A 26,117-nucleotide genomic window follows, 5' to 3' on the forward strand; every position below is an offset into this window, starting at 1 on the left:
ATTGAAGATAGGGCTTGGGCCCCGGTCGAGAACCACGAGTTCTCCCGGGGCCCAAGCCCTTTTTTCGTGTCTGCCCTCGCCGAGTGGTAGCAAAGGTCCCTTGCTCCCCGCGGCTCGCTCAGCAGCTATCCCCGGCGGACCGCGCGCCGGCGTACAGGCGACGAGAAGACCAGCGAAGTGGTCGTCTCGCCATAGCGCTGCATCCGCTCTACGAGTTCCTCCAGCTCCGCCGTGTTCCGGCAGGCGACCCGCACCAACCAGCACTCGTCACCCGTGACGTGGTCGGCGTCGAGCACCTGCGGCAACGCGAGGATGGTTTCGCGGAAGCGTGCCGTGTCCAGGCTGCGTACCTTCGCCCGGACCATCGCTTCAATCGGAAGCCCGAGCTTCGTCAGGTCGACACTCGCCGAGTACCCGGTGATGATCCCCTTCTCCTCGAGCCGACGAACCCGCTCGGTCACCGCGGGCGCGGACAGCGACACCCGCCGGCCGAGCTCCGAATAGGTCAACCGGCCGTCGGACTGGAGCAGTTCGAGCAGTTGCCAGTCGAGATCATCGAGGTTCACAGAACTCCAGGTCGATCGTCATACCTGCCAGGGATCTCCAGGCTAGCCGCCGCCGAGACCTGGATTCTCCGATGTCGCGGATGATCACTGACCACGAAGATTGAGCCATGACGACCGAACCCCGCGCACTGACGTTTCCGGCTCTGGACAGCGCGACCGCCGCCGCGCACCTTCGCGCCGAACTCGATCTCGAGGTCGACCCGGACGACCTGGTCCGAGATCTCACTGCCGGCGCCCAGCAGGGATACGTGGTCGTCGAGACCAGAGCCTCCGAGGCCTTCGCGTCCGCTCGTATCCCCGGCGCGATCAATCTCCCTTACCGGGACATGACAGCGGAGTCGGTCAGCGGGCTGGACCGCGAACTCGTCTACATCTGCTACTGCGAGAGCATCCACTGCAACGCCGCGACCAAAGGAGCTCTGAAACTCGCGGAGCTCGGCTTCAAAGTCAAACGCCTCTCCGGCGGTATCACCGCCTGGCAAGCGGCCGGCTATCCCGTTGAGCGAGACACTCTGCCTTCCGCACACACCTCCGCACACACCTCCGCACCCGCCCCGCGCTGCGCCTGCTGACCGCTGAGGAGCAAGGGACCTTTGCTACCGCCGCCTCCTCGCGTGGTAGCAAAGGTCCCCTGCTGTCGGTGCGGTCGTAGGCTGGGGAGGTGACCGCTCCCAAGTTGCTCGTCATCCAGCCGGATGAATCAGATCCGATCGGCCCCCTCGGCGACTGGCTCACCGAGGCAGGTGCCGAGCTCGACATCCGGTTGCTGCCCGATCAGAGTCTCCCCACCGATCTTGACGGATACGCCGGTGTCGTATGCCTTGGCGGCGGGATGGGCGCCAACGACGACGAAGCCCATCCGTGGCTCGCGGACGTGCGGAAGCTTCTTTCGAAGGCCGCCGGCGCGCGGATCCCGACGCTAGCGATCTGCCTCGGCAGCCAACTCCTGGCGGTGGCGCTGGGCGGCAGCGTCGCCACGGGCGATCAAGGACCCGAGGTCGGCCCGGGGCTTGTGTCCAAGAAGGACGCTGCCTGGACCGACCCGCTGTTCGCGGATCTGCCGCTCATGCAGGACGTCCTGCAGTTCCACAACGACGCGATCACCCGGCTGCCCGCTGGAGCCGAGCTTCTCGCCTCCTCGCCGCGGTATCCCTACCAGGCTTTCCGATTCGACCGTTGTGCCTACGGTGTCCAGTTCCACATCGAGACGACGCCCGATGTGGTCCTCGACTGGGCACGGCAGGCACCGGAAATGGCGGAACTCACCCGGCCGGACGTACTGACCCCGGAAAATCTGGCTCGGGTGCATGCCGATATCACCGAAACCTGGCGGCCGTTCGCCCAGCGCTTCGTCCGACTGGTGTCCGGTGACCTCGCTCCGGCTGCGGACCGTCAACGTACTTTGCCGATGGCTTAACGACTTATGTCTCAAATACGTATGGGTTGTTAACACTCGGGTCTACCTGTCAGGTACCTTGCGAAGGGAGTTTCGAAGGGTTCGGAGGTCGGGGTGGAGCCCTCAGTGTTGGTCGTGCTCGTCGTCGTCACGGCCCTAATTTTCGATTTCACAAACGGGTTCCATGACACGGCCAACTCGATGGCGACGTCGATCGCCACCGGGGCGTTGCGTCCCAAGGTCGCGGTGACGATCTCCGCGGTCCTGAACCTGGTCGGCGCCTTCCTGTCGGTCGAAGTGGCAAAGACCATCTCGAATGGACTGGTCGACGACACCAAGATCGGACCTGCGATCGTTTTCGGCGGCCTGGTCGGGGCGATCGTGTGGAACCTGGTCACCTGGTTCGTCGGACTACCGTCCAGCTCGTCCCACGCGCTGTTCGGCGGTCTGATCGGCGCCACGTGGGTGTCCGCCGGAACGGACTCCGTCCACTTCGGAAAGATCGTCGAGAAGGTCCTCGTCCCGGCGGCGCTGTCGCCTGTCTTGGCCGGACTCGTCGCGATGATCGTGACGTACTTCGTCTATCGGATCTTCGTTCGCCGCGGCCGCACCGCCGGCTTCAGAGTCGGCCAGATCATCTCGGCTTCGCTGGTGTCACTCGCCCACGGCACGAACGATGCGCAGAAGACCATGGGTGTCATCACCCTGACGATGATCACCGCCGGCACCCTTCCCGCCGGGGCAGGGCCGCCGCTCTGGGTGATCGTCAGTGCGGCGTTGGCGCTCGCGCTCGGCACATATCTGGGCGGCTGGCGCATCACCTTCACGCTGGGTAAAGGCCTGACGGACATCGATGGCCCGCAGGGCTTCGCCGCGCAGACCAGTTCGGCGGCCGTCATTCTCGCCTCGACCAACTTCGGCTTTCCGCTTTCGACGACTCACGTCTGCTCCGGAGGCATCGTCGGCTCCGGAGTGGGGAGGAATGAGTCACCGGTTCGCTGGCGCACGGCCGGTCGCATGGTGGTCGCATGGCTGTTCACACTTCCGGCGGCCGCCATCGTCGGCGCCGGTGCCGGCCTCGTGACCTCGACCGGCACGGTGGGGACGATCGCCGTAGGCGTCGCGGGCCTCGCGATCGGCATTGGGATCTACCTCCTTTCGCGGCGGAGCCCCGTCAACGCCAGCAGCTTCACCAGCCCCGCCCCGCCCATCCCTGAACAGGAAGTCGGCAAGATCGCCGCTTAGTAGGGAGCAAGGGACCTTTGCTGCCGCGCGAGCCGAGGTGGTAGCAAAGGTCCCTTGCTCCCGTGCGCGTCCGTCTGGCCCTGGGCGGAAGGACGACTACGGTGGAAGCCGATGGTTGAGCGCGCCAGGCCGACCGCTTCCGTGGCGAGATACGGCTTCACCGATCCCCGTGCCGACGGGCAGCTGCGTGCTGCCGGTTGGTGGACCGAATCCGGCCCGGACGGCTCCGCCGCCGACGTGTTGTCCGCCCTTTCCCGCGCCGCGGACCCCGATCTCGCACTGAGCGGCCTGGACCGGATCAGGGAAATCGACCCGGCCGCCTGGAACGGGCTCGACCAGGCGCTGCGCACCAATCGCACGTTCCGCGGCCGGATGCTCGGTGTCTTGGGCACCTCGAGCGCACTCGCGGACTTCATGGTCTCGAACACGGGCTGCTGGAAGACCCTTGTGGGGCAGAAGAGCACTGAGCCGGATCAATACGTGAGCAGTCTTCTCGGCCACCTACGGCCGGAAGGTGGAATGCTCACAGGGCTTGAAGCGGAGCAGGCTCTTCGCGTCGGCTACCGCGAGCTGCTCCTCGGCATCGCAGCGGCCGACCTCGGTCATCTGGTCGAGCCTGGCCTTCGCCAGCCCCCTTATGCCGAGATCGGAGCCCAGCTCACCACGCTGGCGGAGGCCGCGCTGACAGTAGGGCTGCTTGTCGCGGAGTCCGAGGTGGGTGCCAGCGCCGAAGGCCTGCTCGCCGTGATCGCGATGGGCAAATGCGGTGGTCGAGAGCTGAACTATGTGAGCGACGTGGACGTCATCTTCGTCGGCGATGGAGATCTGTCGGTCTCCACGCGGTTGGCCAGCACGATGATGCGCGTGGTCGGTAAGGCCTGTTTCGAGGTCGACGCGGCGCTGCGTCCGGAGGGCAAGGCGGGCGCCTTGGTCCGGACCCTCGACGGACATGCCGCTTACTACCAGAAGTGGGCCAAGACCTGGGAGTTCCAGGCCTTGCTCAAAGCGCGCCCGGTGGCAGGCGACGCCGAGCTCGGGCGTCAGTACGCGGAGATGGTCGCGCCGAAGGTGTGGGCAGCGGCCGATCGCGAGAATTTCGTCCCCGAGGTCCAGAAGATGCGGCGCCGGGTCGAAGGTCATGTGCCTTCCGCGCACGCCGAACGAGAGCTGAAGCTGGGGCGCGGAGGTCTCCGGGACGTCGAGTTCGCGGTGCAGTTGCTGCAACTGGTCCACGGCCGGATCGACGCGGAGCTGCGTTCTCCGTCCACGATGGACGCACTCGCCGCCCTGGGTGACGGCGGCTACGTCGGCCGGAAGGATGCCGCGGAGCTGGCATCGTCGTACGAGTTTCTCCGGACCATCGAACACCGGCTTCAGCTTCGCAGGCTCCGGCGCACGCACCTGTTCCCCGCTGCTTCGGATGTCAGCGAGCTGCGAACGATCGCGCGAGCGAGTGGTGTGCGGCCGGCTCGGGGCAAGAGTGAAGGGGACGTCCTGGTGGCGGAATTCCGCCGCCACCTGCAGAGCATCCGACGGCTTCACGAAAAGCTCTTCTACCGGCCTCTGCTGCAATCTGTCGCGAACGTGCCGACCGAAGCGCTCCGGCTGACCACGAAACAGGCCGAGAGTCGTCTTGCCGCGCTCGGCTATGCCGCTCCGGACGGTGCCCTGCAGCACATCAAGGCGTTGACCGCGGGAATGTCGCGCCGGGCGGCCATCCAGCAGGCTCTGCTGCCGGTTTTGCTGGACCTCCTCGCCGACACTCCGGACCCTGACCGCGGGCTGCTGTCTTATCGGAAGGTCTCCGAAGCGCTTGAGGCAACGCCTTGGTACCTCAGGGTTCTCCGGGACGAGGGCGCAGTCGTCGAGCGGCTCGCTTTTCTTCTGGGTACTTCGCGACTGGTGCCTGACCTACTGGCGAGAGCGCCCGAAGTCCTGCAACTGCTCGGTGATCCCGCACGGCTGGCCGGGCGTACCCCGGCAGAGGTGGCTACCTCGCTGCGAGCCGCAGTTCGGCGGCAGCCGGGTTTGAATGCCGCGGTCGCGGCCGCGAGATCGCTTCGACGGCACGAGATGCTGCGAATCGCGTCGGCAGATCTGCTGGGGTTGCTGGACGTCCCAGCGGTCTGCGCCGCGCTGTCGAGTGTGTGGGTCGCCGTGCTTCAAGGTGCTTTGGCCGCTGCTTTCCGCCAGCGTCAGGCCGAGCTCGGCCAGACTCCCGCGAAGATCGCTGTCATCGGTATGGGGCGCCTGGGTGGGGCCGAACTCGGCTACGGATCAGACGCGGACGTTCTTTTCGTGTGCGAGCCGGCCGAAGGGGTGTCGGACTCCGAAGCAGCGAAGTTCGCTTCTTCGGTCGCCGAGACGGTGCGCAAGATCCTCGGTGCCCCGAGCCCCGACCCAGCTCTGGTCGTCGACGCCGATCTCCGTCCGGAAGGACGGAGTGGCCCGTTGGTGCGGACTCTCGAGTCTTACCGCAGCTACTACGGTCGTTGGGCAGAGGTCTGGGAATCGCAAGCGCTGCTCCGAGCCCGGTTCATCGCCGGTGACGAGGACCTTGGCGATCGGTTCATCGAGATGATCGACCCCATTCGGTACCCGCAACAAGGCCTCGACGCGGTTCGGGTGCGGGAGATCAGGCGGATCAAGGCCCGGGTGGAGACGGAGCGGATGCCCAAGGGTGCCGATCCGACACGGCACACGAAGCTCGGCCGCGGAGGGCTCGCCGATGTGGAGTGGACTGTGCAGCTCATGCAGCTGCGTCACGGGCATGAAGTCGCGGGGCTTCGCACCACCTCGACGATCGAGGCTCTGAAAGCGGCGGCTGAGGCGGGGCTCGCCGAGCCCGCCGAGATCGAGTCCTTGACCGAAGCCTGGCTTTTGGCGACGCGTGTCCGCAATGCCGGGATGCTGGTCCGAGGTAAGGCCGTCGACGAGATCCCCAGCTCCGGTCGAGACCTGGCCGCGGTCGCGCGCGTGCTCGGTTACTCGGCCGATGACGATCCAGGCGAGTTCCTCGACGCCTATCGGCGGACGACGCGACGTGCTCATGCGGTCGTCGAGACGCTCTTCTACCAGGGCTGACCCGCTCTGACCTGCGGTAAGGGAGCAAGGGACCTTTGCTACCGCCCCGCGCTGGACGGACGAGGTGACAGCAAAGGTCCCTTGCTCACACTCGGGCTCGCGGACGGTGAGTGGCGCTTACAGTGGACCGGTGACTGTGCGCGAGCCATTTCGCACCCGGATCAAGGTGCGTCATTACGAGCTGGACACCCTTGGCCATCTCAACCACGCCGTCTACCACTCCTACGGCGAGGTCTCCAGACTCGAGCTGATGGAGCTCGCCGGCGGCCTCAACTCCGGTATGCGCGACGCGAACCTTGCCTTCGTACTGCTCGAGTCCCATATCGTGTTCCGGCGCGAGCTCCGTGCGGGCGATGTCGTCGATGTGACCTGCGACGCCAAGTTCGGCACCGGCAAGACCTTCCACATGGACTCGAACATCTACAAGATCGACGGCACGCTCTCCGCGGAGATCACGTGCACGCTGGGGCTGATGGATCTCGAGCGCCGCAAACTGGTGGACGATCCGCGTGGCCGCATCGAGCGGGCAGGCGTCGATCTGAAGGTTCTTTCCACTTCGGAGTAGCCGTACCGCGAAAGACCGGAATAAGAAACGCCGGTGGTGAGGGCGCTTCCGCACCTCACCACCGGCGTGCTCTTGGTGTTGCCTACCGCACGATCACACGTCGTAGTACAGCGAGAACTCGTACGGGTGCGGGCGCAGCCGCAGCGGGTCGATCTCGTTCTCGCGCTTGTAGGAGATCCACGTCTCGATCACGTCGGGGGTGAACACGCCACCCTCGAGCAGGTAGTCGTGGTCCGCTTCCAGCGTGTCGAGAACCGCGCCGAGGTCGCCGGGGACGAGCTTGACGTTCTGAGCCTCCTCCGGCGGAAGCTCGTAGAGGTCCTTGTCGATGGGCTCCGGCGGCTCGATCTTGTTCTTGATGCCGTCGAGACCGGCCATCATCATCGCCGAGAACGCGAGGTACGGGTTACCGGACGAGTCCGGGCACCGGAACTCGGCGCGCTTGGCCTTCGGGTTGTTGCCCGTGATCGGGATCCGGACACAAGCCGACCGGTTCCGCTGCGAGTACACCAGGCTGACCGGCGCCTCGAAGCCCGGCACGAGCCGGTGGTACGAGTTGACGGTCGGGTTGGTGAAGGCCAGCAGGCTCGGCGCGTGCTTGAGCAGGCCGCCGATGTAGTGGCGGGCGGTGTCGGACAGGCCCGCGTACCCCGATTCGTCGTGGAACAGCGGCGTGCCGTCCTTCCACAGCGACTGGTGGCAGTGCATGCCCGAGCCGTTGTCACCGGCGAGCGGCTTCGGCATGAAGGTCGCGGTCTTGCCGGCGGCGAACACGGTGTTCTTCACGATGTACTTGAACAGCTGCAGGTCATCCGCAGCGTGCAGCAGCGTGTTGAACTTGTAGTTGATCTCGGTCTGGCCGGCGGTGCCCACCTCGTGGTGAGCGCGCTCGATCTCGAAACCGGAGCCCTGCAGGTTGCGGACGATCTCGTCGCGCAGGTCGGCGAAGTGGTCGACCGGCGGGACCGGGAAGTAGCCGCCCTTGAACTTCGTCTTGTAGCCCTGGTTACCGCCCGGCACGTCGGCGCCGGTGTTCCACCAGCCTTCGACGGAGTCGATCTCGTGGAACGAGGCGTGCTCGGCCGAGTCGAACCGGATCGAGTCGAAGATGTAGAACTCGGCCTCCGGGCCGAAGAACACGTTGTCGGCGACGCCGTACTCGGAGATGTACTGCTCGGCCTTGCGCGCGATGTTGCGCGGGTCGCGGCTGTACGCCTCACGGGTGAACGGGTCGTGCACGAAGAAGTTCAGCGAGAGCGTCTTCGCCTTGCGGAACGGGTCGATACGCGCGGTCTCGGGGTCCGGGAGGAGCAGCATGTCGGATTCGTGGATCGACTGGAAACCACGCACCGAGGAGCCGTCGAAGGCCAGGCCTTCTTCGTAGGCTTCTTCGTTGAACGCCTTCGCCGGAACGGTGAAGTGCTGCATAACGCCGGGCAGGTCGCAGAACCTGACGTCGACGACCTCTACGTTCTCGTCGGCGATAAGGCGCTGAATGTCGTCTGGAGTAGTGGGCACCCTCGGTGACTCCTTCTCGTTCGTTGCCGGCGGCAGTACTCTCTTCGGCTCACGCTAAGAGCGCGGTGTTGCCCGACCGTCACCCGTATGTTTCGCCGGTGTTAACGGGGCGGCGATATCGGGTAGTCGACCAGGGCGAATGTGGCCGGCGCCACCGGCATACCCTGGATGGGTGGCGAGATGGACCGGAGAATGGCTGCCCGGAGCCGGTGACGAGACGACTGCCGGTGGCGAGGGTACGCAGCGGTGGCGTGGCGAGCGACTCGGCTTGCCCCAATCGGGTGTCGGCTCGGTAGCGGGCGGCGGCGCACGTCTGCTCGGGCTGATCATCGACTTGGTGCTCGCCTCACTCGTCACGACCCTTTTCGTGACTCCCAGTCTTCAGGATCCGGCCGTCATGCAGACCTTCAATCTCTGGTCGGTCGGCGTCTGGGCGGCGATCACGGTCATCCCCGCGGCCTTCTTCGGCTTCACGCCTGGTATGGCAGTGGTCGGTATCCGCGTCGCCAGGCTCGACGGCGCGCAAATGGTCGGCGTGTGGCGCGCGGTCGTGCGCGCGGCGCTGACCTTTCTGGTCATTCCGGCCGCGATCCGCAACATCGACGGCCGAAGCTGGCTCGACCGGCTGACCGGGACCGTCGTCATCCGCATGCGCTGACCTCGGAGCGGAGCAAGGGACCTTTGCTCTCGCCGGGAGGTGCCGCTGCCGGATCGCCGTGGTCAGGCAGCCGGTGCTGCGGGAACGCTCCCGAGGTTTGGAGGCGGTCGTTGCCGAGCGCGGCGGTGTGCCGCACGCAGGTCCTGGATAACCACTAGCGGCTCGTCGCGCAGCTGTGCCGGGCTTGCCTGGACGACGATGAGACCTGGGGCGACCAGTGCCGGCATCGTGGGCAACTTGTCCGGTTCGAGAGTGACCTCGGCATGGCGGATCTGCAATGCGACGCCGACCTGCGACCACCAGGCGTCGGCGACTCCGACCACCGCCCCGTCCGAAGTCCGCAACTCCGCGCTCCGCGTGGGCCGGGGCAAGCCGCTGCGCTCGAGGACGGACTCCAACCACTGCTCGACGGCGGAGTCGACCCCATCTTGGAGGGCGTTGACGACGATTCGGGGGAGCGCGGAGCCGATCGTGCTGGCCTGGGCAAGCTCGTCTCGAAGTTCCTCAGGCGTGCAGAGCCCGCGATGGACAGCATCGTGGATCATGGCCCGCACCGAGTTGAGTTCGTCCATACGTCGCGCCGCGTCGATCAGGGCCCGGGCGAGCGGGGCGACGGGCAGGCCGTCGATCTCCACTGGTTCCGGCAGGTGGATCGTTCGTTCTACGACGGCGAATCCCCAGGTGGCGACCTTGCTCCGGTGAGGGATCAAGGTGTGCGCACGTCTTTCCGGCGGAAGTCTTCGCACTCCGTACAACCTGGCGGCTTGCACGCCGGTGAGCATCGCCTCAGGGCCAGCGTGAGTCAGTGCGACCTTCAAGAGCTGGTGCTTGGTCGGTGTGGCGTTGGTCAGGAGGATGACGCCGGGTATTGGACGCCTCCACGGCCCGCCTTCTCGGCAATACCGAGAGATCGAGGAGTGTGAGTACCCCAGGGCGACAAGTTTCGCCCGGGCGGCCACGCCGTCCGGGAACATCGCTGCCAGCACTTTCCGGCGGGCGTTCGAAGTTCGGTCCACACAGTGATCATGCGACCACCCACCGACAGTTTTTCGCCCCAAGACGGATCAGGGGTCCTTTGCTACCACCTAGCGGTAGCAAAGGACCCCTGATACTCGTTTGGTCAGCGGCGGCGGATGGTGCGCTGGACGTTGCGCATCTTCGCACCGGCGGGCATCGGGCCCTTGGGCATGGCGGCACCACGGCTGCCGAGCGCGGCCAGCTTCGCTTCCAGCGCGTCGACCTGGGCGGGCTTGAGGTTGCGCGGAAGCTTCATCAAGTAGCCCTGGAGCTTCTTCAGCGGCACCTGCTGCTCTTCGTTCCCGATGATCACGTTGTAGATCGGGGTTTCACCGATAAGGCGGGACACGCGCTTCTTCTCCTGCGCGAGCAGGGACTTCACGCGGTGCGGCGCCCCCTCGGCGACGAGCACGACACCCGGCCCGCCGAGCACCCGGTGCACGGCGTCGAGCTGGGTCGTGGCCGCGACGGTCGGCGTCACTTTCCAGCGGCCCCGCATGTTCTCGAGTGCCCAGGCCGCGGCGCCGGGCTGTCCGTCGGCCTTCGAGTACACGGTCTTCTGAACCCGCCTGCCGAAGATGATCACAGCGGCGAGCGCGCCGAGCAGAATGCCCAGCGGCAGCACGACCCAGTGGACGTCGAAGATGAACCCGATGCCGAACACGACGCCGGTGATGACCAGGAGCGATCCGACCATCCAGGGGATGAGCGCCTTGTCTTCCTTGCGCTGCATCTTGAAGGCCTCGAAGATCTGCCCGCGGCGAGCCTTGCTCGCGGCGCGCTTCTCCTTCTTGGCCAGCTTCGCTGCTTCCTTGTCCTGCTTTCCCGCCATGTGACCAGGATACGGCCGCGTGCCCTGCGCCGATCCCGTCGGGCCCTCTGCGAGGATCGGGGCGTGGTTAGCGCATCGTCCCCGAAGAGTCGTCCAGGCCTGCTCGATGGGCTCGATCCCGAGCAGCGCGCCGCCGCCTGCGCCCCGAGGGGGCCGGTCTGTGTCCTCGCGGGCGCGGGGACCGGCAAGACGCGGACGATCACGCACCGCATCGCCCACCTGGTCCGTTCCGGACACGTCGCCGCTGGTCAGGTTCTCGCGGTCACCTTCACGACTCGTGCGGCGGGTGAGATGCGCACGCGTCTTCGGGGGCTGGGTGTCGACGCCGCCCAGGCGCTCACCTTCCACGCCGCCGCCCGCCGCCAGCTTCGCTATTTCTGGCCGCAGGTGGTCGGTGACCGGCCGTGGGAGCTCCTCGAGAACAAGTTCCGCTACATCAGCCAAGCCGCCAACAAGGCGGGGCTCGGCACCGAGACGGAGCTCCTGCGCGACCTTGCCAGTGAGATCGAGTGGAGCAAGGCCTCTTTGGTATCACCGGACGACTATCCGGCGGTCGCAGCGCGTACGCAGCGGGACACACCGGCGCCGGCGTCGCAGGTCGCGGAGGTCTACCGCAACTACGAGAAGGTCAAGAACGCCGCCCAGGTGCTCGACTTCGACGACCTGCTCCTGCACACCACCGCGGTCCTCGAGGAGCACACGGTGGTCGCCCAGGAGTTCCGCGAGCGCTACCGCTGCTTCGTCGTCGACGAGTACCAGGACGTCACTCCGCTGCAGCAGCGGTTGCTCGACGCCTGGCTCGGCGGCCGCGACGACCTGACCGTCGTCGGCGACGCCAACCAGACCATCTATTCGTTCGGTGGTGCTTCCCCCCGGCCGCTGCTGGAGTTCACCCGGAGGTTTCCCGAGGCGACGGTCGTGCGGCTCGAGCGGGACTACCGCTCGACTCCAGAGGTCGTGGCTCTCGCCAACCAAGTGATCGGTGCCGCGCGCGGCCGTCCTGCGGGCTCGAGGCTGAAACTGATCGGCCAGCGTCCTTCCGGGCCGGCCCCGCGGTTCGCTGAGTATGACGACGAGACCGCCGAGGCCGCGGCCGTCGCCCGCAGGATCCGCGATCTGCTCGACAGTGGAGTGACGGCGAGCGAGATCGCGGTGCTCTACCGCGTCAACGCCCAGTCGGAGGCTTACGAGCAGGCGCTGGCCGAGCTGGGCATCCCGTACCTGGTTCGTGGCGGCGAGCGGTTCTTCGCGAGGGCGGAGGTCCGGCAGGCGATGTCCGCGTTGCGGATGGCGTCGACCGACGCCGACACCGGCGAGCTGGTGACCCGGGTCCGCTCCGTGCTCGCGAAGGTAGGGCTCACGGACCAGCCTCCCGCCGGAGGCGCGGCGAAAGAGCGGTGGGACGCGCTTCTCTCGATCGTCGAGCTGGCCGAGGAGCTGGCTTCCACTGTCGACGACGCGGATCTGCCGCGTTTCGTCGCGGAGCTCGAGCAGCGGGCGACAGCGCAGCATCCACCGACGGTGGAGGGCATCACCCTGGCCTCGCTTCACGCGGCGAAGGGTCTCGAATGGGACGCTGTGTTCCTCGTGGGGCTCGCCGAAGGGACCATGCCGATCCTCCATGCCGACGGCGACGACGCGGCCATCGAGGAAGAGCGCCGTCTCTTCTACGTCGGCGTCACTCGGGCGCGAGAGCACCTCTCGCTCTCGTGGGCTTTGGCCAGGACGTCGGGAAACCGCCGCAATCGGCGACGCAGCCGCTTCCTCTACGGCCTCATCCCCGAAGACCATCCGGCGGCGCGGGTGGCCCGCTCGCAGCAGCCGAAGCAGTCCGGCAACAAGGCCCGGTGCCGGGTGTGCGGCGGGCCGTTGCCGGAGACGCTCGACATCAAACTGGGCCGTTGCTCGCGTTGCCCGTCCAACGTGGACGAGCAACTGCTCGAGAAGCTGAAGTCCTGGCGTGGGGAACGCTCGCGCGAACTCAAGGTGCCGGCCTTCGTCGTTTTCACGGACGCGACGCTGGTCGCCATCGCCGAGCAGCGGCCGACCGACGACACGGCGTTGTGCGCCATCTCCGGAATCGGCGCGACGAAGCTCGAACGCTTCGGGGCGGAGGTTCTCGACGTCGTGCGGGCCTCGGTGGGGTCTTGACCGCGTTCCAGGCATGATCCACGCGGCGAACCCGCTGCTCAGAGCCGATCTTCGCAACTTCGACGGATTTTCTGGAAAATAAGTTGCCCCGGTGCGGCCGGGGGCAATAACCTGCAGGTACCGGGCGGGAAGAGCCCGGACTGGGGAAGAACATCTACAACACAGCGTAGACCGCAGGGCGGTTCGCGCGCGACAGAGAAAGGTGGTGCCGGTGAAATGACGATCAACATGATGCTCACGAACCCTGGCACCCGTCTGTCCTGCGTCGCGGAAGTCCCGCAGGCTCAGCGCCAGGGCACCGTTGTGCCTGTGAGCATCCTCGCCGCCCGCGGCACCCAGCGTTTCGACCTCGGCCGGATCGCCGCTGAAAAGACCTTCTCGCACGCTGCCGCCTTCGGTGGGGCGTACGAGAACGGTGGCGTCGATCTGCCGGTCATCAAGCAGTTCCGTGTTCCGTTGTCCATACGGGAGCGAAGTTCCTGACCTAGTCAGGACCAGAGGCTCACGAAGGCCGCGGAACCGGGTTACCGGATCCGCGGCCTTCGTGTTTTTGCTGCACAAACAAGTTGGCTGCACAACCTAATTGGGGTTCAGCGTTGTCCAGTTCCACCGTGAGTACGAAATCCGTTACGGGACAGAGGAGTGCACTTATGTCATCGGCCATAGCTTTCGCGCCGGGGGAGGCTCTGCCTTTCGCCGACGCCGGCGTCGTAGACCTGCTCGACGCCATCGACTCGCCTGAGTCGATGCTTCCCTGCCGTTCGGGCGACGCGGACCTTTGGTTCGCCGAGTCGCCGGCAGAGCTCGAGCGGGCGAAGGCGTTCTGCGCGGACTGCCCGGTCCGTTCCGCTTGCCTCACGGGTGCCCTTTCCCGGCGTGAGCCGTGGGGCGTCTGGGGTGGCGAGATCTTCGAGCGTGGCGTTGTCGTCGCGCGGAAGCGGCCCCGTGGCCGCCCCCGGAAGAACCCGGTCGTCGAGCCCGCCGCCGAGGCTCGCCCGGTCGCGCGCAAGGTCGAGCGGAGCGCTGCGGCATGACCGTCGAACTCATCACCACCAGGGATTACGAGGCGCGGACGGGAATCCACGCGCCGGCCGAACTGAACGAGATCAAGGTCGAGGAGACCAGCGAAATGTTGCTTTATGAAGAACTGTCCAGGGCCCGAATACGAGACCTCGAGGAGGGAGTCCGCGCTCAGCGGGCTCGAAGCGGCCCACGCGCCGCACGCAGGTGGACCAAGGTCGCCCGTTGGGCGACCCGGCGAGCTGAGCGCCTTCAGGCCTGACCACTCGGGGGAGCGGGGGACCTTTGCTACCACCGCACGGTGGTAGCAAAGGTCCCCCGCTCCCTTTTGGGGCGTGGGGCGAGGCGGCTTGGTGTTCACTGGGGGAATGGCCGTACACACGCACGACGACATCGACTGGGCTGATCGGCTTCGATCGCTTCGCATGGCCGAGGCGCTCGACGCCGAGCCGATGCGGGAGGCGGCTCGACGGCTGCTGAAGGGCATGCCGGATGGCCCGACCATCCTCGACGTCGGCTGCGGCGCGGGCGGGATGAGCGTGCTCTTCGCTGAGGAGCTCGCTTCCGCCGGTGCCAAGATCGTGCTGGTCGACGCGACCGAGCAGCTGCTCGCCGAAGCGCATCGCGTCGTCCGCGCGGCCGCAGGCGACAAGGCCACGGTCGAGACGATCCACGCCGACGTGGCCGACGGCGGGCTGGCCGCCAAGCTTCCGCCCGCCGATCTGGTCTGGGCCTCCCGCGTGGTCCATCACCTGCCCGATCAGCAAGCGGCCATCGATACCCTCGCCCGCTTGGCCCGCGCCGGCGGCTTGGTCGCCATCTCCGAAGGCGGCTTGGACTTCAACTGTCTCCCCTGGGATCTCGGCATCGGGCGGCCCGGGCTGGAGGAGCGTCTGCTCGCCGCGCGCGGTGAGTGGTTCGCCGAGATGCGGGCAGGGATCCCCGACTCCGTTCCCATGCCCTACGGCTGGAACATCGCGCTGCAGCGGGCCGGTCTCGCCGACGTCGATTCCTTCGGCGTGCTCATCCACCATCCGGCGCCCGGACCGGAACTGCTGCGCGAGTTCATCATCGAGCGGCTGACCTGGCTGAACGAGGTGGCGAATGATCGCCTCGCCGATGACGACCACGAGACCGTGGCCGCGTTGGTGGATCCGGCGAACCCCGCCTTCCTCGGTGCACGCCAGGACCTGTTCCTGCAAGGGGCGAAGACGATCCATTGCGGACGGCGATCGTGAACGACGCGGTCGGCTGCTCATTGTGCGGCCGGATTCGCGGCGTCGACGAGGAGCCGGCACAGACGCTCGCCTGGGTTTCCACTCGCGAAAAGAACGTCGTGCGCTGGATGTGCCCCGCCTGCGCTCGCCGCCACGCCCGCGACATCGAGGGAAAGCTGCCGGACGAGTACTGGTGAATCACTCAGGCGGCGTCGATCCGGCCGATCGTGCGAACCTTCGGCCTCGGTGTCCGCGCCGCTTCGGCGAACGCCCTGACGAGCTCGGCCGCGACTTCCATCGGAACCTTCTTCAGCTGGTCGATGGTGCAGCGGACCAGCACGATCCCGGTCGCGGTCAGCGCCAGCGGATGGAAATTGGCGGCGCCCTGTTTCGGGGCGCGGAACTGCCATGCCATGCCTATGTCGTCCCACCAGGCGTCGGCGGTACCGATGGGTCGCCCTCGTCGGTCGCAGAGCGTCGTGTTCCAGGACGGCGAGGGCAGCGGGCAGCCGCTGAGGACCTTCTTCGCCAGCCCATGCGCGTACGTCTCTTCGGGATCGACACGCCGCAGGGCCGCCCGCACCGCGGCTGAGCCCCGTCGGTTGCCGGAATCGAGCTCCTCGTTGAGTTCTTCGAGCGTGCACAGGCCCCAATACAGCGGTAGCGCGATCAACTCGTCTATTCGCGAGGGGTCGAGCTCCAGCCGGGCCAGATCGAGCGCGGCCCTGGCGGGCGGGGCGAACGGAACACCGTCGATCAAGGTCGGCGGCGGCATCCGCGTTGTTCTTCGCGGCAGCATGCCGGGCTCCGCCGGCATGCGCCGGTAGTCGGGGACAAGGAGATGGACCTCTCGAGTGACCGGGCAGTCGACGCCTCGTGCGCGTAGGGCGTCGGCTCCCGTCACCACCACGTCCGGCCCGAACCGCGCGACAGCGGCTTGTAGCAGTTGAAGCCGGGTGGGCGCGGTGTCGCGCAAAAGGATCACACCCGGCATCAGCCTTCGCCAGGGGCCGCCCGGGCCACAGAGCTTCGCGGCGTAGCGCGCGGTGACGCCCGCCTTGCGCAGCTCGCGGCTGGTGATGATCCCTGACTCGCTGGTGTTACTGAGCGCCATGAGTCGGGCGCTTCGTGTAGTGGTCATGAATCGAGGATGGCCGCTGGGCCGACCGGGTGGAACCACTTCCCCGAACTTGTGGACAACTCGCCCGGGCGAGCCTGTTTTCCGCTCAGTCGCACCGTTCCCTGTGGATAACTTCTCAGGCCGCGAAGCCCGGCTGCCAGCGTTCGACGATCGCGCGGGCGGGGATCTCGGCGTCGAGCTGGCAGAGGATGCCGGTCGATCCGGCGGTCACGCGGTGGATCATCAGGTACTCGGGCGGGAGGTTGAGGGAGCGGCCGATCCGGAAATCCCGGCCGCGGGTGTCGCCGACCCGGCCCGCCTGTCGCTGCATCCAGCGGCGGGTGAAGTGGAACGTGTCGCCTGCCAGCGGTTCGGTGAACGGGGCGAGGTAGGCGAGTACGTCGTCGGCCCGAAGGTCCGCGTCGGCCCGGATGAAGCCGGACTCCCTGAGCAGCCGCATCAGTTTCGTGGACTCGCCGTCGAGCGCCAGCCGGGTCATCTCGCCCAGATGCTGCGGAATCCCTTCGGGCAGCCGGGACACCCCGCCGAAGTCGATCACGCACAGCCTGCCGTCGGCGGTCAGCATGAAGTTGCCGGGATGGGGGTCCGAATGCAGGAGCCGGGCTCGTTCAGGGGACGAGTAGTGGAACTCGGTGAGCAGGCGGCCGGCGCGGTCCCGCGTCTCCTTGTCACCGCTGGCGATGATCTTCGAAAGCGGAATGCCGGTGGCCCACTCCGTGACGACGACCTTCGGCGCACTAGCGACCACGCGGGGGATCAGGAACCCGGGGACGCCTTCGAACGCCTTCACGAAATCGCGCTGGTTCTGGGCTTCCGCCTGGTAATCGAGCTCTTCGTTCATCCGTTCGGCGAGTTCCGCCAGGAGCGGTTTCACCTCGGTTCCCGGCACGAAGGCCTGGAACAACCTGCTGAAACGCTGGAGTTGCCGAAGGTCGCTCCGCAAGGCGTCGTCGGCTCCCGGGTACTGCACCTTGACGGCGACTTCGCGACCGTCGTGCCAGGTCGCACGGTGGACCTGGCCGATGCTCGCGGACGCGGCTGGCTCGTCGTCGAAGGCGGCGAAGCGCTGCCGCCAAGTGCGCCCCAGCTGCTCGGCGAGGACCCGATGGGTCTGCCGGGTGGGCATTGGCGGCGCGGCCGCCTGAAGCTTCGTCAGGGCCTCGCGATAGGGCTTCGCCATCTCGTCCGGCACCGCGGCCTCGAAGACGCTCAGCGCCTGGCCGAACTTCATCGCGCCGCCCTTGAGCGTGCCGAGAACCTCGAAAAGCTGCTCCGCCGCCTTGGCCGACAGCGTCGCGTTGACCTCTTCGGCGCTTTGCCCGGTCAGCCGCCTGCCCCAGCCGCCGACGGCCCGTCCCGCTATGCCGAGGGGGATACTGGCCAGCTTCGCCGTTCGCGCGGCCCCGTTCCGGGGGATGGCGGCGTCACGGTCCTCGGCGTTGCGGGAGTCGGTCACCTTCGCGATTCTGCCTTGATTCACCGCGCCCGCGCAGCCTGTTGAGGGAGTGGGTGTGGGCTACATCGCTCGCCGTATCACCGGGCGCCGCATCCGCATCCGGTGTGCGGCGGCCAGTCGCGGTGCCGGATCGTGCCGTCGAAGAAGTCGATCTCCAGTGTCGCGTTCCAGGCGGGCGGAGCCTGGTCGCCGGGGGACAGAAGCCGGAGGGCTTGCGCGGCGGCCAGCGCGGCGCACGCGTGGACGGCGCCGAGGTCCGGCTGTTGCACCCGGCCCGCGAGCTGGCTCGCCACCCTCGGCCAGGAGTCGTCACGGCCGGCACGGTGGAGATCGGCGCAGCGCAGGCAACTGCTGCGTCCGGGCACCACGAGCGGTCCGACGATGCCGATCCCGTCCCGGACGCGTACCGGCAGGTGATTGATCCCGTCTCGGACGAGTCCTTCGACCAGCTCGGGAGCCGGTACGACGGCGTCGGTGAGCAGGACGAGTTCCGGGTGGCGATCCGAGTAGAGCCTGGTGGTCGCGATGTCCGTGCCCGCACGGTGCACCACCTGGGCCAGTGCGTCCCGGCGTGGCATGCCGATCTCGGCTTCGGTGTAACCCGAGCCGAGGTCGCCCTCACCGACGACGCCCGAAGCCCGGACGTCGATATGCCCGACGCCGCCTTTGGCGAGCAGGACGGCGAGGGCCGCGGCCAGCCTGCCGTCGCCGTGGATCGCCACCGCGGTGCGCTTGCGGCGTGCGGTCATGGCCGCCTGATGATGGCGGGCTCGTAGCGACCAGAGCCCTGTTTCCGTTCTCGGTCTCGGATACCCGTCGGATCGCCCCGCGTCGGTCACGAGCCCTCGGGCCGTCAGGTCGGTCATCAGGTCCCGCAGCTGTTCGTCGTGTTCGCTCTGCGCGAGCACGATTTCGTCCGCGGCCCGGTTTCCGTCCAGGTCGCGCAGTGCCGTGGCCACCTCGGTGGCGACGCCGGCGACGACCACGGCGTGGGCGGGGTCGAGGCCGATCTGGATCTCGCCGTTCCCGCGTTCCAGCACATCCAGGCCGGGAAGCAGGGCGGGGAAGGCGGGAAGGATGATCGATCGCAGATCAGGTTCGCGCAGGTTCATGATCGCAGGATCGCACCCGCCCGCCGCCTCGCCGCCCGAAAGAACGCGAGTTATCCACAGGTTGGCCCCGTTGTGGACAACTGGAGGCTGTGACCTTTCGGCTCTCGGAGTTGTCGGTGACTGGCCTTACCGTGGTCGAGTGGTCGAAGCACGGACGCCCTCGTTGAGGGGCCGGGACACGACGAATCCGTCGGACACTCCCGAACACAAGGTCGAGGTACGGCGTAGCCAACGCCGTCACCGGACCGTCACCGCGTACTGGGACGAGGACACCCTCGTCGTGCTGATCCCTGCCCGGATGACCCGGGCCGAGGAGAAGCACTGGGTTGCCGAGATGCAGCGCAAGCTGCTGCGCAAGGGCCCGCGGCAGGCCGCGCCGCCGAAGGCCTCCGACGAGGCGCTGCTGGCGCGCTGCGCCGTGCTCTCGGCGAAGTATCTGGACGGGAAGGCGATACCCGCGAGCGTTCGCTGGGTGCCGCCGATGAGGACGAGGTGGGCGTCCTGCACGCCGGTCGACGCGACGATCAGGGTCAGCGATCGTCTGCGCCGGGTGCCGGGATGGGTGCTGGACTACGTCCTCGTGCACGAACTCGCGCACTTGAAGGAACCAGGGCACAACGCGGCGTTCTGGGAGCTTGTTCGCCGTTATCCCAAGACCGAACGCGCCATCGGCTACCTGGAGGGCCTGTCCTCCGCCGCCGGTTGGGGCATCGCGGCGGAGGACTGACGTGCCTCAGTTCTCGTCTTCGTCGCCCTTGGGCTTGTTCTTCTCGCGCTCGGCGCGTTCGATCTCGGCGATCGGGTCGATGCCTTCGAGCGTCGACTCGCCATCGCCGAGGCGTTCGGAGAAGTCGAGCGGCTCGTCGAGGTCTTCGGCGGTCGGCATCAGGTCGGGGTGGGACCAGAGGCCGTCCCGCTTCTCGATGCCGTGCTGGTCGCCGACGAGCTTCCACAACGAGGAAGCCGCCCGCATCCGCCTGGGGCGGAGCTCGAGCCCGACCAAGGTGGCGAAGGTCTGCTCGGCGGGCCCGCCGGTGGCCCGGCGGCGGCGCAGCGTCTCCCGGAGCGCGTCCGCGCCCGGCAGCCGGTCGCCGATGGCCTCGGCGACCACGACGTCGACCCAGCCTTCGACCAGTGCGAGCAGGGTTTCCAGGCGGTTCAGCGCCGCCTTCTGCTCGGGCGAGGTCTGCGGCTCGAGCAGGCCGGAGGACATGGCCTCTTCGATGCTGGCCGGGTTCGACGGGTCGATCCGGCCGGCGAGCTGTTCGAGCGCCGACGTGTCGACGGAGATGCCGTTCGCGAACTCCTCGACCGTGGCCAGCAGCCGCTGCCGCAGCCAGGGCACGTGGGCGAATAGCCGCTGGTGGGCGGCCTCGCGTGCGGCGATGAAGACCAGCACCTCGCTGGTCGGCAGCTCCAGGCCCTCGGTGAACTTCTCGATGTTGGCAGGCAACAGCGCGGAAGTGGCCGCTGGGCCCAGCGGAAGGCCGACCTCTGTGGAGGTGAGCACTTCGGAAGCCAACTGAGCCAAGGCGTTGCCGAGCTGGGAGCCGAAGGCCATCCCGCCCATCTGCCCCATCATCGAGAGCAGAGGACCTGCGGCCTGCTTGGCCTCTTCGGGCAGGGCCTGGACCCACGCACCCGAAACCTGCTGGGCGACGGGGTCGCAGAGGCGCTGCCAGGTCGGCAGGGTCTTCTCGACCCAGGTGCGCGCGGACCATGCGACGGTCGAGGTGGCTCCGGCGGGCAGGATCGTCGCGGCGTCGAGCCACAGCTCGGCCAGGTGGGCGGCGTCACGGACGGCCGTGCTCGAGTCACCGCCACTGGACGACGAGAAGCCGAGCTTGACGTCTCCGCTGCCGCTGCTGCTGAGGTTCTGCAACGCGATCTGTTTCGCCAGGTCGTAGTTGACCGGCCCGGTCGAGCTGCCGGCCTGGCTGAGCATCTGGCCCAGCTGGCTGAGCATCTGACCGAGCTGATTGAAGGCCTCGGCGCCGGAGGGCTGGCCGCCGGAATCCGACGGCTCGTTCTCGCCTCGTTTGTCGGGATCGGGCGGTCCGAAGCCGAACGGGGGTTTGCTCATGGCACCACCGTACGCGGGTCCCGGGATTCACAGCTCGTCAAGTGGAGTGATGAGCGTGGCCTTCACCGAGAAGCGAACACAGTCACCGTACGCTGTCACGCGTGACAGAGCCCTCGGAGGAGACCACAGGAGCGCGGAGCCGTTCGGGCTTCGCGGGTGACCAGGACCGCTCCGAACGGCGGCTGACCCGGCGCGGCTGGACGCTGCTGGTCAGCGGTGCGCTGTTCGTCGCCTTCGCGCTGGTCGGGTTCTTCATCCCGGTGCCGTACGTGGCGATCAGTCCCGGCCCGACCTATGACACGCTCGGCAAGGACGCCGCCGGGCAGTCCGTGATCCAGGTCAACGGGCACGAGATCTTCCAGACATCCGGCGAGCTGCGGATGACGACGGTCTCCCTGCGCGATGGCGGCATCACGCTGTTCAACGCGCTCGGGCTCTGGGCGAGCGGCCGGTACGCGCTGGCGCCGCGCGAGGAGTACTTCAAGCCCGGCGAGACCAACGAGCAGGTCCGCCAGGAGAACATCCAGCAGCTGCAGGACTCGCAGACCGCCGCCCAGGTCGCCGCGCTGCGGCGCAAGTTCCCGGTGAAGGTGCTCGCGAAAACGATCGTCTCCGGCAGCCCCGCGGACAAGGTGCTCGCCCCGGGGGACCGGCTGCTGGTGGTCAACGGGGCGACGGTCAAGGAAGCGACCGACGTGCGGGCCGCTCTGAACGGCACGAAGCCCGGACAGACGGTCCAGATCACTTTCAAATCCGATGGGCAGGCCGAACGCACTGTGCCGCTCACGCTCGCGCAGCGGCCCGACGGGCCGGAAGGCTTCATGGGCCTGACCGCGGTGGACCGCGCGGACGTTCCCTTCGACGTGAAGATCTCGCTGCAAGACGTCGGCGGCCCGTCGGCGGGCCTGATGTTCGCGCTCGCGATCGTCGACAAGATGGAGCCCGGCGACCTCGCCGGTGGCAGGCACATCGCCGGAACGGGCGAGATCTCGGAGAAGGGCGTCGTCGGCGCGATCGGCGGCATCTCGTTCAAGGTGGTCGGCGCCCGCGAGGCCGGCGCGACCGACTTCCTCGTGCCCGCGCACAACTGCGCCGAGGCGAAGACCGCCGCGCCCGATGGCCTGAACCTGATCAAGGTTTCGACGCTGGACGAGGCGATCACTCAGCTCGAGAACCTCAAGGCGGGACGGCCCACCGCCTCCTGCTGACCGCCGGGGGAGCAAGGGACCTTTGCTATCGCCCGGTGTGCGTTTCGGGCCGGGTGGTAGCAAAGGTCCCTTGCTCTCTTTTCGCTGGTCAGGGGAGCAGGGTTGCCTTCAGGGCTTCCAGCAGGTTGGGCGCCAGCTCCGGGTTCTCGATGATCTCGTCGACAGGGACGTCGCCGGGCTCTTCGGCCTTCCCCGCGCCGCGAAGCCGCATGACGCAGGCTCCGGCGCCATCCCGCAGGACGGCCGCGACGAGCCGGGCCTCGGTCCGGCGCGGGTGGTCGGCGGCCGCCTGACGCAGGCGTTCGGCATCGGTCTCGGGCACGACGGGAAGCTCGGCTTCGGCGTCCGGCGGCAGCACGATGATCTCCTGCGCGAGCGCGCAGCCCAGGACCAGATCGGGCCACGCGATCTGAGCGAGCGCCTCACCCAGGTCACCATCCGGTAGCGACTCCTGCGCGACCGGCGTCAGCGGGGCCGACGGATCGAGCTGTCCGGCCAGTTCGGGCTGCTCGTCCAGCAGCGCCGCGGTCGGGACCAGCGCGAACAACTGCGGCGGCTGATCCCATCCTCCGGAGGCGACGAACTCCTCGACTTCGCGGGCCAGGCCGGCCACGCCCTGCTGCTCACTCGGTGCCATTGCCACATCGTTCCAGGCGGCCGGGACGGCGGCGTCCCGAGTCCGGTTTGGGCGGGTTCCGGGAACTTCCGACGGCATCCGTAGAGTTAGAGCATCAGGGGCCGCACGCGGTACGCGCGCCCCTGCGAAAAGTTCACCAAACCAGGAGCGTGTGCAGTGGCCACTCGGCCCCCCGTGAGCCTGCCGAAGCTGTCCCGGCGCAGCCGGATCCTGCTCATCATCGCCGCCGTAGTCATCCTGGCCCTGCTGCTGGGCGCGAGACTGCTGGACACCTACGTCGACTGGTTGTGGTTCGGCGAGGTCGGCGCCCGGACGGTCTTCAGCACGGTGTTGATCACCCGTGTCGTCTTGTTCTTCGCCGTCGGGCTCCTGGTGGGAGGCTCGCTCGCGATCAGTTTGATGATCGCGTACCGGTCGAGGCCCGTCTTCGTGCCGATTTCCGGCAACGACGACCCGCTCGCGCGCTATCGGTCGGCGATCGTCGGCCGGATCCGGCTTTTCGGTATCGGCATCCCGGTGCTCACCGGGCTCATCGCCGGCGCGTCCGCGCAGGGCGACTGGCAGGTCGTACAGCTGTTCCTGAACGGCACGCGCTTCGGGCAGACCGATCCCGAATTCGGCAACGACGTCGGCTTCTACGCCTTCGACCTGCCGTTCTACAACTGGCTCCTGGGCTGGCTGTTCATCTCCGTCGTCATCGCGTTCTTCGGCGCGTTGATCTCCCATTACATCTTCGGTGGCATCCGGCTCGCGGGTAAGGGCGGCCAGCTCGCCGGCCCGACCCGTGCCCAGCTCGCGATCACCATCGGCATCTTCGTGCTGCTGAAGGCGGTCGAGTACTTCTTCGATCGCTACAACCTGCTGCTCTCCGACAGGGGGGCGCCGCTCTTCGTCGGTGCGACCTACACCGACCTGAACGCGGTCCTGCCCGCGAAGCTGATCCTTCTGTGCATCTCGGTGATCTGTGCCGTCGCCTTCTTCGCCGGCGCGTTCCTGCGCAACCTGCAGCTTCCCGCGATCGCGCTGGTGCTGCTGATCCTGTCGAACGTGCTCGTCGGCGTCGCGTGGCCCGCCGTGCTCGACCAGTTCTCGGTGCGCCCCAACGCGAACGAGAAGGAGTCCGCGTCGATCCAGCGCAACATGGACGCGACCCGCCAGGCGTTCGGGCTGACCAACGTCGAGTACAAGGACTACACCGGAAAGTCCGAGGCGACCTCCGCGGAGATCAAGGCGGACAAGGGGACCGTCCCGAACATCCGGCTCCTCGACCCGAACATCCTCAGCGACACCTTCACCCAGCGCGTCGGCCGTGAGAACTTCTACGGCTTCCCGTCGAAGCTGGACATCGACCGCTACACCCTCAACGGGGTCACGCAGGACTACATCGTCGCGGCCAAGGAGATCAAGACCGAGGGCCTGACCGGCAACCAGACGAACTGGATCAACAAGCACCTCGTCTACACGCACGGAAACGGCTTCGTCGCCGCGCCGGCCAACACGATCGACCGCGCGCTGAAGGACGCCAACTCCGACGGCGGTTACCCGATCGCCACCACCAGCGACACCCAGAACCCGACGGGCGCCGGTTCGACCGACCCGAACAAGCCGGGCATCAAGGTGGACGAGCCGCGCATCTACTACGGCGAGCTGGCGACCGACGCCGCGTACGCGATCGTCGGCGGCAAGGCGGGACAGGCGCCCGGCGAGTACGACACCGCCGTCGACCGCGGCTACATCTACAAGGGCTCCGGCGGCGTGCCGATCGACAACTGGTTCAACCGGCTCGTCTTCGCCGCCGAATACGGCGAGCGGAACATCCTCTTCTCCGACGCCATCGGCGACGGATCCAAGATCATGTTCAACCGTGAGCCTCGGGATCGTGTCGCCAAGGTCGCCCCGTGGCTGACCCTCGACGGTGACCCGTATCCGGCGGTCGTCAACGGCAAGATCATCTGGATCGTCGACGGCTACACCACGATGAACAACTTCCCGTACGCCCAGCAGACCCAGCTCGGCCAGGCGACCAACGACTCGCTCAGCGGCACCACCCGCCAGGCGAACTCCTCGCTCAACTACATCCGCAACTCGGTCAAGGCCACCGTCGACGCGTTCGACGGCACCGTGACCCTGTACGGGGTCGAGGACAACGAGCCGGTGCTGAACGCCTGGAAGAACGTCTTCCCCGGCCTGGTCAAGCCGAGCAGCGAGATCTCGCCGGACCTGCGGTCTCACTTCCGCTACCCCGAAGACCTCTTCAAGGTGCAGCGGGAACTCCTCTCGAAGTACCACGTGAACAACCCGGCGGAGTTCTACGCGCAGCAGGCCTTCTGGAGCGTTCCGCAGGACCCGACGCAGGAAGGCGGCGTGAACGCGTCCGCTTCCGGTGTCGCGAACCAGCCCGGCTACTACGTCCTGGCCACCGCGCCGGGAGACAACAAATCGCGATTCCAGCTCACCAGTTCACTGACCGGTCTCCAGCGGCAGTACCTGGCGGCCTGGATGTCGGTGTCCTCGGATCCCGAGGACTACGGGAAGATGCGCGTCCTGAGACTGCCGACAGGCGCCAGCGGATCGACCCAGGTGGACGGTCCCGTCCAGGTCCAGAACAGATTCCAAAGTGACCCGCGGGTCGCGCAGGACCGGACCCTGTTCAACAACCCGAACGTCACCGTCACGTACGGAAACCTGATCACCCTGCCGGTCGCGAACGGCTTCCTCTACGTGGAACCGGTCTACATCCGGCAGCGGAACCAGCTGAGCTATCCGCAGCTGGCCCGGGTCCTGGTCTCCTACGGCACCAAGATCGGTTTCGCGCCGACGCTCAACGAAGCCCTGGATCAGGTCTTCGGGCCGGGCACGGGTTCCGGGGTCACGCCGCCGCAGACCGGAGGCACACCCGGAACGACCACCCCGCCTCCGGGCACCACGACGCCGCAGCCGCCTGCCACCGGCAACCCGGCGCTCGACAAGGCCGCGGGCGACATGCACGACGCCTGGGTCAAGTTCCGCGCCGCCCAGCAATCCGGCAACTACGCCGACCAGGGTGCCGCCCTGGCCGCACTCGAAGCCGCTTCGAAGGCCTACGAGTCGGCCAAGGCCAACCCGCCGGCGTCCGGTGCGCCCCCGACCTCCGGCCAACCCGGAGGGTGACGTCGCTTACCTAAAGGGCACCTGCTTTGCGCCTGCTCGAAACGCAGGCGTAAGGTAGGTG

General features: G+C 67.4%; 24 protein-coding genes. 15 read left to right on the top strand and 9 right to left on the bottom strand.

All coding sequences use genetic code 11. The features are described from left to right. Positions 1-125 precede the first annotated feature (125 nt). Positions 126-566 carry an Lrp/AsnC family transcriptional regulator gene (locus tag AB8M46_RS34850; RefSeq protein ID WP_394362956.1) on the bottom strand — a complete coding sequence of 147 codons (441 nt, stop codon included), beginning with the start codon at positions 564-566 and terminating at the stop codon, positions 126-128. A 107-nt stretch (positions 567-673) separates the two neighbouring features. On the opposite strand from AB8M46_RS34850, the gene AB8M46_RS34855 reads away from it, so the two are divergent. The 5 genes from AB8M46_RS34855 to AB8M46_RS34875 all read left to right on the top strand — a co-directional run bounded on the left by AB8M46_RS34855 (position 674) and on the right by AB8M46_RS34875 (position 6,856). Further along, positions 674-1,138: a rhodanese-like domain-containing protein gene (locus AB8M46_RS34855; RefSeq protein WP_394362957.1), complete on the top strand. Its 465-nt coding sequence runs from the start codon at positions 674-676 to the stop codon at positions 1,136-1,138. Positions 1,139-1,227: 89 nt separating this feature from the next. Further along, the gene (locus AB8M46_RS34860; protein ID WP_394362958.1) at positions 1,228-1,983 is read left to right on the top strand and encodes a type 1 glutamine amidotransferase; all 756 of its coding nucleotides are present in this window, start codon (positions 1,228-1,230) and stop codon (positions 1,981-1,983) included. Between the two features lie 105 nt (positions 1,984-2,088). After that, the gene (locus AB8M46_RS34865; protein ID WP_081976004.1) at positions 2,089-3,207 is read left to right on the top strand and encodes an inorganic phosphate transporter; all 1,119 of its coding nucleotides are present in this window, start codon (positions 2,089-2,091) and stop codon (positions 3,205-3,207) included. Between the two features lie 111 nt (positions 3,208-3,318). Continuing rightward, a complete protein-coding gene (locus AB8M46_RS34870; protein ID WP_394362960.1) occupies positions 3,319-6,291 on the top strand; it encodes a bifunctional [glutamine synthetase] adenylyltransferase/[glutamine synthetase]-adenylyl-L-tyrosine phosphorylase in 2,973 nt (990 codons plus the stop codon). Between the two features lie 130 nt (positions 6,292-6,421). Then, positions 6,422-6,856, top strand: a complete 435-nt coding sequence (locus tag AB8M46_RS34875) for a thioesterase family protein (RefSeq protein ID WP_043847922.1) — start codon at positions 6,422-6,424, stop codon at positions 6,854-6,856. Between the two features lie 93 nt (positions 6,857-6,949). On the opposite strand, the gene glnA is transcribed toward AB8M46_RS34875, so the two are convergent. Beyond that, on the bottom strand, positions 6,950-8,374 hold the full coding sequence (gene glnA / locus AB8M46_RS34880) for a type I glutamate--ammonia ligase (RefSeq protein WP_007033879.1): 1,425 nt from the start codon (positions 8,372-8,374) through the stop codon (positions 6,950-6,952). A 172-nt stretch (positions 8,375-8,546) separates the two neighbouring features. On the opposite strand from glnA, the gene AB8M46_RS34885 reads away from it, so the two are divergent. Further along, entirely contained in the window at positions 8,547-9,032 is a 486-nt protein-coding gene (locus tag AB8M46_RS34885; RefSeq protein ID WP_394362961.1) for an RDD family protein, read from the top strand. 62 nt (positions 9,033-9,094) lie between these two features. Here the strand turns inward: AB8M46_RS34885 and AB8M46_RS34890 are convergent, their stop codons facing one another. After that, positions 9,095-9,667, bottom strand: coding sequence for a hypothetical protein (locus AB8M46_RS34890; protein WP_394362963.1), 573 nt, complete (start codon positions 9,665-9,667; stop codon positions 9,095-9,097). A 485-nt stretch (positions 9,668-10,152) separates the two neighbouring features. After that, positions 10,153-10,881 carry a DUF4191 domain-containing protein gene (locus tag AB8M46_RS34895; RefSeq protein WP_016331624.1) on the bottom strand — a complete coding sequence of 243 codons (729 nt, stop codon included), beginning with the start codon at positions 10,879-10,881 and terminating at the stop codon, positions 10,153-10,155. Positions 10,882-10,944: 63 nt separating this feature from the next. Here AB8M46_RS34895 and AB8M46_RS34900 point away from each other — a divergent pair, with 63 nt between their 5' ends. The 6 genes from AB8M46_RS34900 to AB8M46_RS34925 all read left to right on the top strand — a co-directional run bounded on the left by AB8M46_RS34900 (position 10,945) and on the right by AB8M46_RS34925 (position 15,466). Further along, entirely contained in the window at positions 10,945-13,032 is a 2,088-nt protein-coding gene (locus AB8M46_RS34900; protein ID WP_037345923.1) for an ATP-dependent DNA helicase UvrD2, read from the top strand. A gap of 216 nt (positions 13,033-13,248) precedes the next feature. Beyond that, the gene (locus AB8M46_RS34905) at positions 13,249-13,515 is read left to right on the top strand and encodes a hypothetical protein (RefSeq protein WP_037345925.1); all 267 of its coding nucleotides are present in this window, start codon (positions 13,249-13,251) and stop codon (positions 13,513-13,515) included. Positions 13,516-13,682: 167 nt separating this feature from the next. Then, positions 13,683-14,066 carry a WhiB family transcriptional regulator gene (locus AB8M46_RS34910; RefSeq protein WP_394362964.1) on the top strand — a complete coding sequence of 128 codons (384 nt, stop codon included), beginning with the start codon at positions 13,683-13,685 and terminating at the stop codon, positions 14,064-14,066. After that, the gene (locus tag AB8M46_RS34915) at positions 14,063-14,314 is read left to right on the top strand and encodes a hypothetical protein (RefSeq protein WP_125735776.1); all 252 of its coding nucleotides are present in this window, start codon (positions 14,063-14,065) and stop codon (positions 14,312-14,314) included. Before AB8M46_RS34910 ends, AB8M46_RS34915 begins: the two co-directional genes overlap by 4 nt. 106 nt (positions 14,315-14,420) lie before the next feature. After that, positions 14,421-15,290, top strand: coding sequence for a class I SAM-dependent methyltransferase (locus tag AB8M46_RS34920; RefSeq protein WP_394362965.1), 870 nt, complete (start codon positions 14,421-14,423; stop codon positions 15,288-15,290). After that, positions 15,287-15,466 carry a hypothetical protein gene (locus AB8M46_RS34925; protein ID WP_394362966.1) on the top strand — a complete coding sequence of 60 codons (180 nt, stop codon included), beginning with the start codon at positions 15,287-15,289 and terminating at the stop codon, positions 15,464-15,466. Before AB8M46_RS34920 ends, AB8M46_RS34925 begins: the two co-directional genes overlap by 4 nt. 5 nt (positions 15,467-15,471) lie before the next feature. On the opposite strand, the gene AB8M46_RS34930 is transcribed toward AB8M46_RS34925, so the two are convergent. The 3 genes from AB8M46_RS34930 to AB8M46_RS34940 all read right to left on the bottom strand — a co-directional run bounded on the left by AB8M46_RS34930 (position 15,472) and on the right by AB8M46_RS34940 (position 18,978). Next, positions 15,472-16,383, bottom strand: coding sequence for a hypothetical protein (locus AB8M46_RS34930; RefSeq protein WP_394362967.1), 912 nt, complete (start codon positions 16,381-16,383; stop codon positions 15,472-15,474). Between the two features lie 142 nt (positions 16,384-16,525). Then, positions 16,526-17,866, bottom strand: coding sequence for an ABC1 kinase family protein (locus AB8M46_RS34935; RefSeq protein ID WP_394362968.1), 1,341 nt, complete (start codon positions 17,864-17,866; stop codon positions 16,526-16,528). A gap of 77 nt (positions 17,867-17,943) precedes the next feature. Further along, positions 17,944-18,978, bottom strand: coding sequence for a hypothetical protein (locus AB8M46_RS34940; protein WP_037345937.1), 1,035 nt, complete (start codon positions 18,976-18,978; stop codon positions 17,944-17,946). A 163-nt stretch (positions 18,979-19,141) separates the two neighbouring features. On the opposite strand from AB8M46_RS34940, the gene AB8M46_RS34945 reads away from it, so the two are divergent. Next, positions 19,142-19,705 carry a M48 family metallopeptidase gene (locus AB8M46_RS34945; protein ID WP_016331633.1) on the top strand — a complete coding sequence of 188 codons (564 nt, stop codon included), beginning with the start codon at positions 19,142-19,144 and terminating at the stop codon, positions 19,703-19,705. Between the two features lie 6 nt (positions 19,706-19,711). On the opposite strand, the gene AB8M46_RS34950 is transcribed toward AB8M46_RS34945, so the two are convergent. Then, entirely contained in the window at positions 19,712-21,061 is a 1,350-nt protein-coding gene (locus AB8M46_RS34950; RefSeq protein WP_394362969.1) for a zinc-dependent metalloprotease, read from the bottom strand. Positions 21,062-21,264: 203 nt separating this feature from the next. On the opposite strand from AB8M46_RS34950, the gene AB8M46_RS34955 reads away from it, so the two are divergent. Continuing rightward, the gene (locus AB8M46_RS34955; protein WP_199755109.1) at positions 21,265-22,269 is read left to right on the top strand and encodes a PDZ domain-containing protein; all 1,005 of its coding nucleotides are present in this window, start codon (positions 21,265-21,267) and stop codon (positions 22,267-22,269) included. An 88-nt stretch (positions 22,270-22,357) separates the two neighbouring features. Here the strand turns inward: AB8M46_RS34955 and AB8M46_RS34960 are convergent, their stop codons facing one another. Next, positions 22,358-22,906, bottom strand: a complete 549-nt coding sequence (locus AB8M46_RS34960; protein WP_037345940.1) for a PPA1309 family protein — start codon at positions 22,904-22,906, stop codon at positions 22,358-22,360. A 156-nt stretch (positions 22,907-23,062) separates the two neighbouring features. Between AB8M46_RS34960 and AB8M46_RS34965 the strand changes: the two genes are divergently transcribed. Further along, positions 23,063-26,056, top strand: a complete 2,994-nt coding sequence (locus tag AB8M46_RS34965; protein WP_037345941.1) for a UPF0182 family protein — start codon at positions 23,063-23,065, stop codon at positions 26,054-26,056. Positions 26,057-26,117 lie beyond the last annotated feature (61 nt).

The sequence above is a fragment of the Amycolatopsis sp. SB7-3 genome (genome assembly GCF_041021335.1).
In the GTDB taxonomy this organism is placed as follows: Bacteria; Actinomycetota; Actinomycetes; order Mycobacteriales; family Pseudonocardiaceae; genus Amycolatopsis; species Amycolatopsis japonica.

Coding starts and splice junctions, on each gene's coding strand:
- AB8M46_RS34855 (WP_394362957.1), top strand. CDS start 674: ATGACGACCGAACCCCGCGCACTGACGTTTCCGGCTCTGGACAGCGCG.
- AB8M46_RS34870 (WP_394362960.1), top strand. CDS start 3,319: ATGGTTGAGCGCGCCAGGCCGACCGCTTCCGTGGCGAGATACGGCTTC.
- AB8M46_RS34895 (WP_016331624.1), bottom strand. CDS start 10,881: ATGGCGGGAAAGCAGGACAAGGAAGCAGCGAAGCTGGCCAAGAAGGAG.
- AB8M46_RS34905 (WP_037345925.1), top strand. CDS start 13,249: ATGACGATCAACATGATGCTCACGAACCCTGGCACCCGTCTGTCCTGC.
- AB8M46_RS34910 (WP_394362964.1), top strand. CDS start 13,683: ATGTCATCGGCCATAGCTTTCGCGCCGGGGGAGGCTCTGCCTTTCGCC.
- AB8M46_RS34915 (WP_125735776.1), top strand. CDS start 14,063: ATGACCGTCGAACTCATCACCACCAGGGATTACGAGGCGCGGACGGGA.
- AB8M46_RS34920 (WP_394362965.1), top strand. CDS start 14,421: ATGGCCGTACACACGCACGACGACATCGACTGGGCTGATCGGCTTCGA.
- AB8M46_RS34930 (WP_394362967.1), bottom strand. CDS start 16,383: ATGGCGCTCAGTAACACCAGCGAGTCAGGGATCATCACCAGCCGCGAG.
- AB8M46_RS34940 (WP_037345937.1), bottom strand. CDS start 18,978: ATGAACCTGCGCGAACCTGATCTGCGATCGATCATCCTTCCCGCCTTC.
- AB8M46_RS34950 (WP_394362969.1), bottom strand. CDS start 21,061: ATGAGCAAACCCCCGTTCGGCTTCGGACCGCCCGATCCCGACAAACGA.
- AB8M46_RS34960 (WP_037345940.1), bottom strand. CDS start 22,906: ATGGCACCGAGTGAGCAGCAGGGCGTGGCCGGCCTGGCCCGCGAAGTC.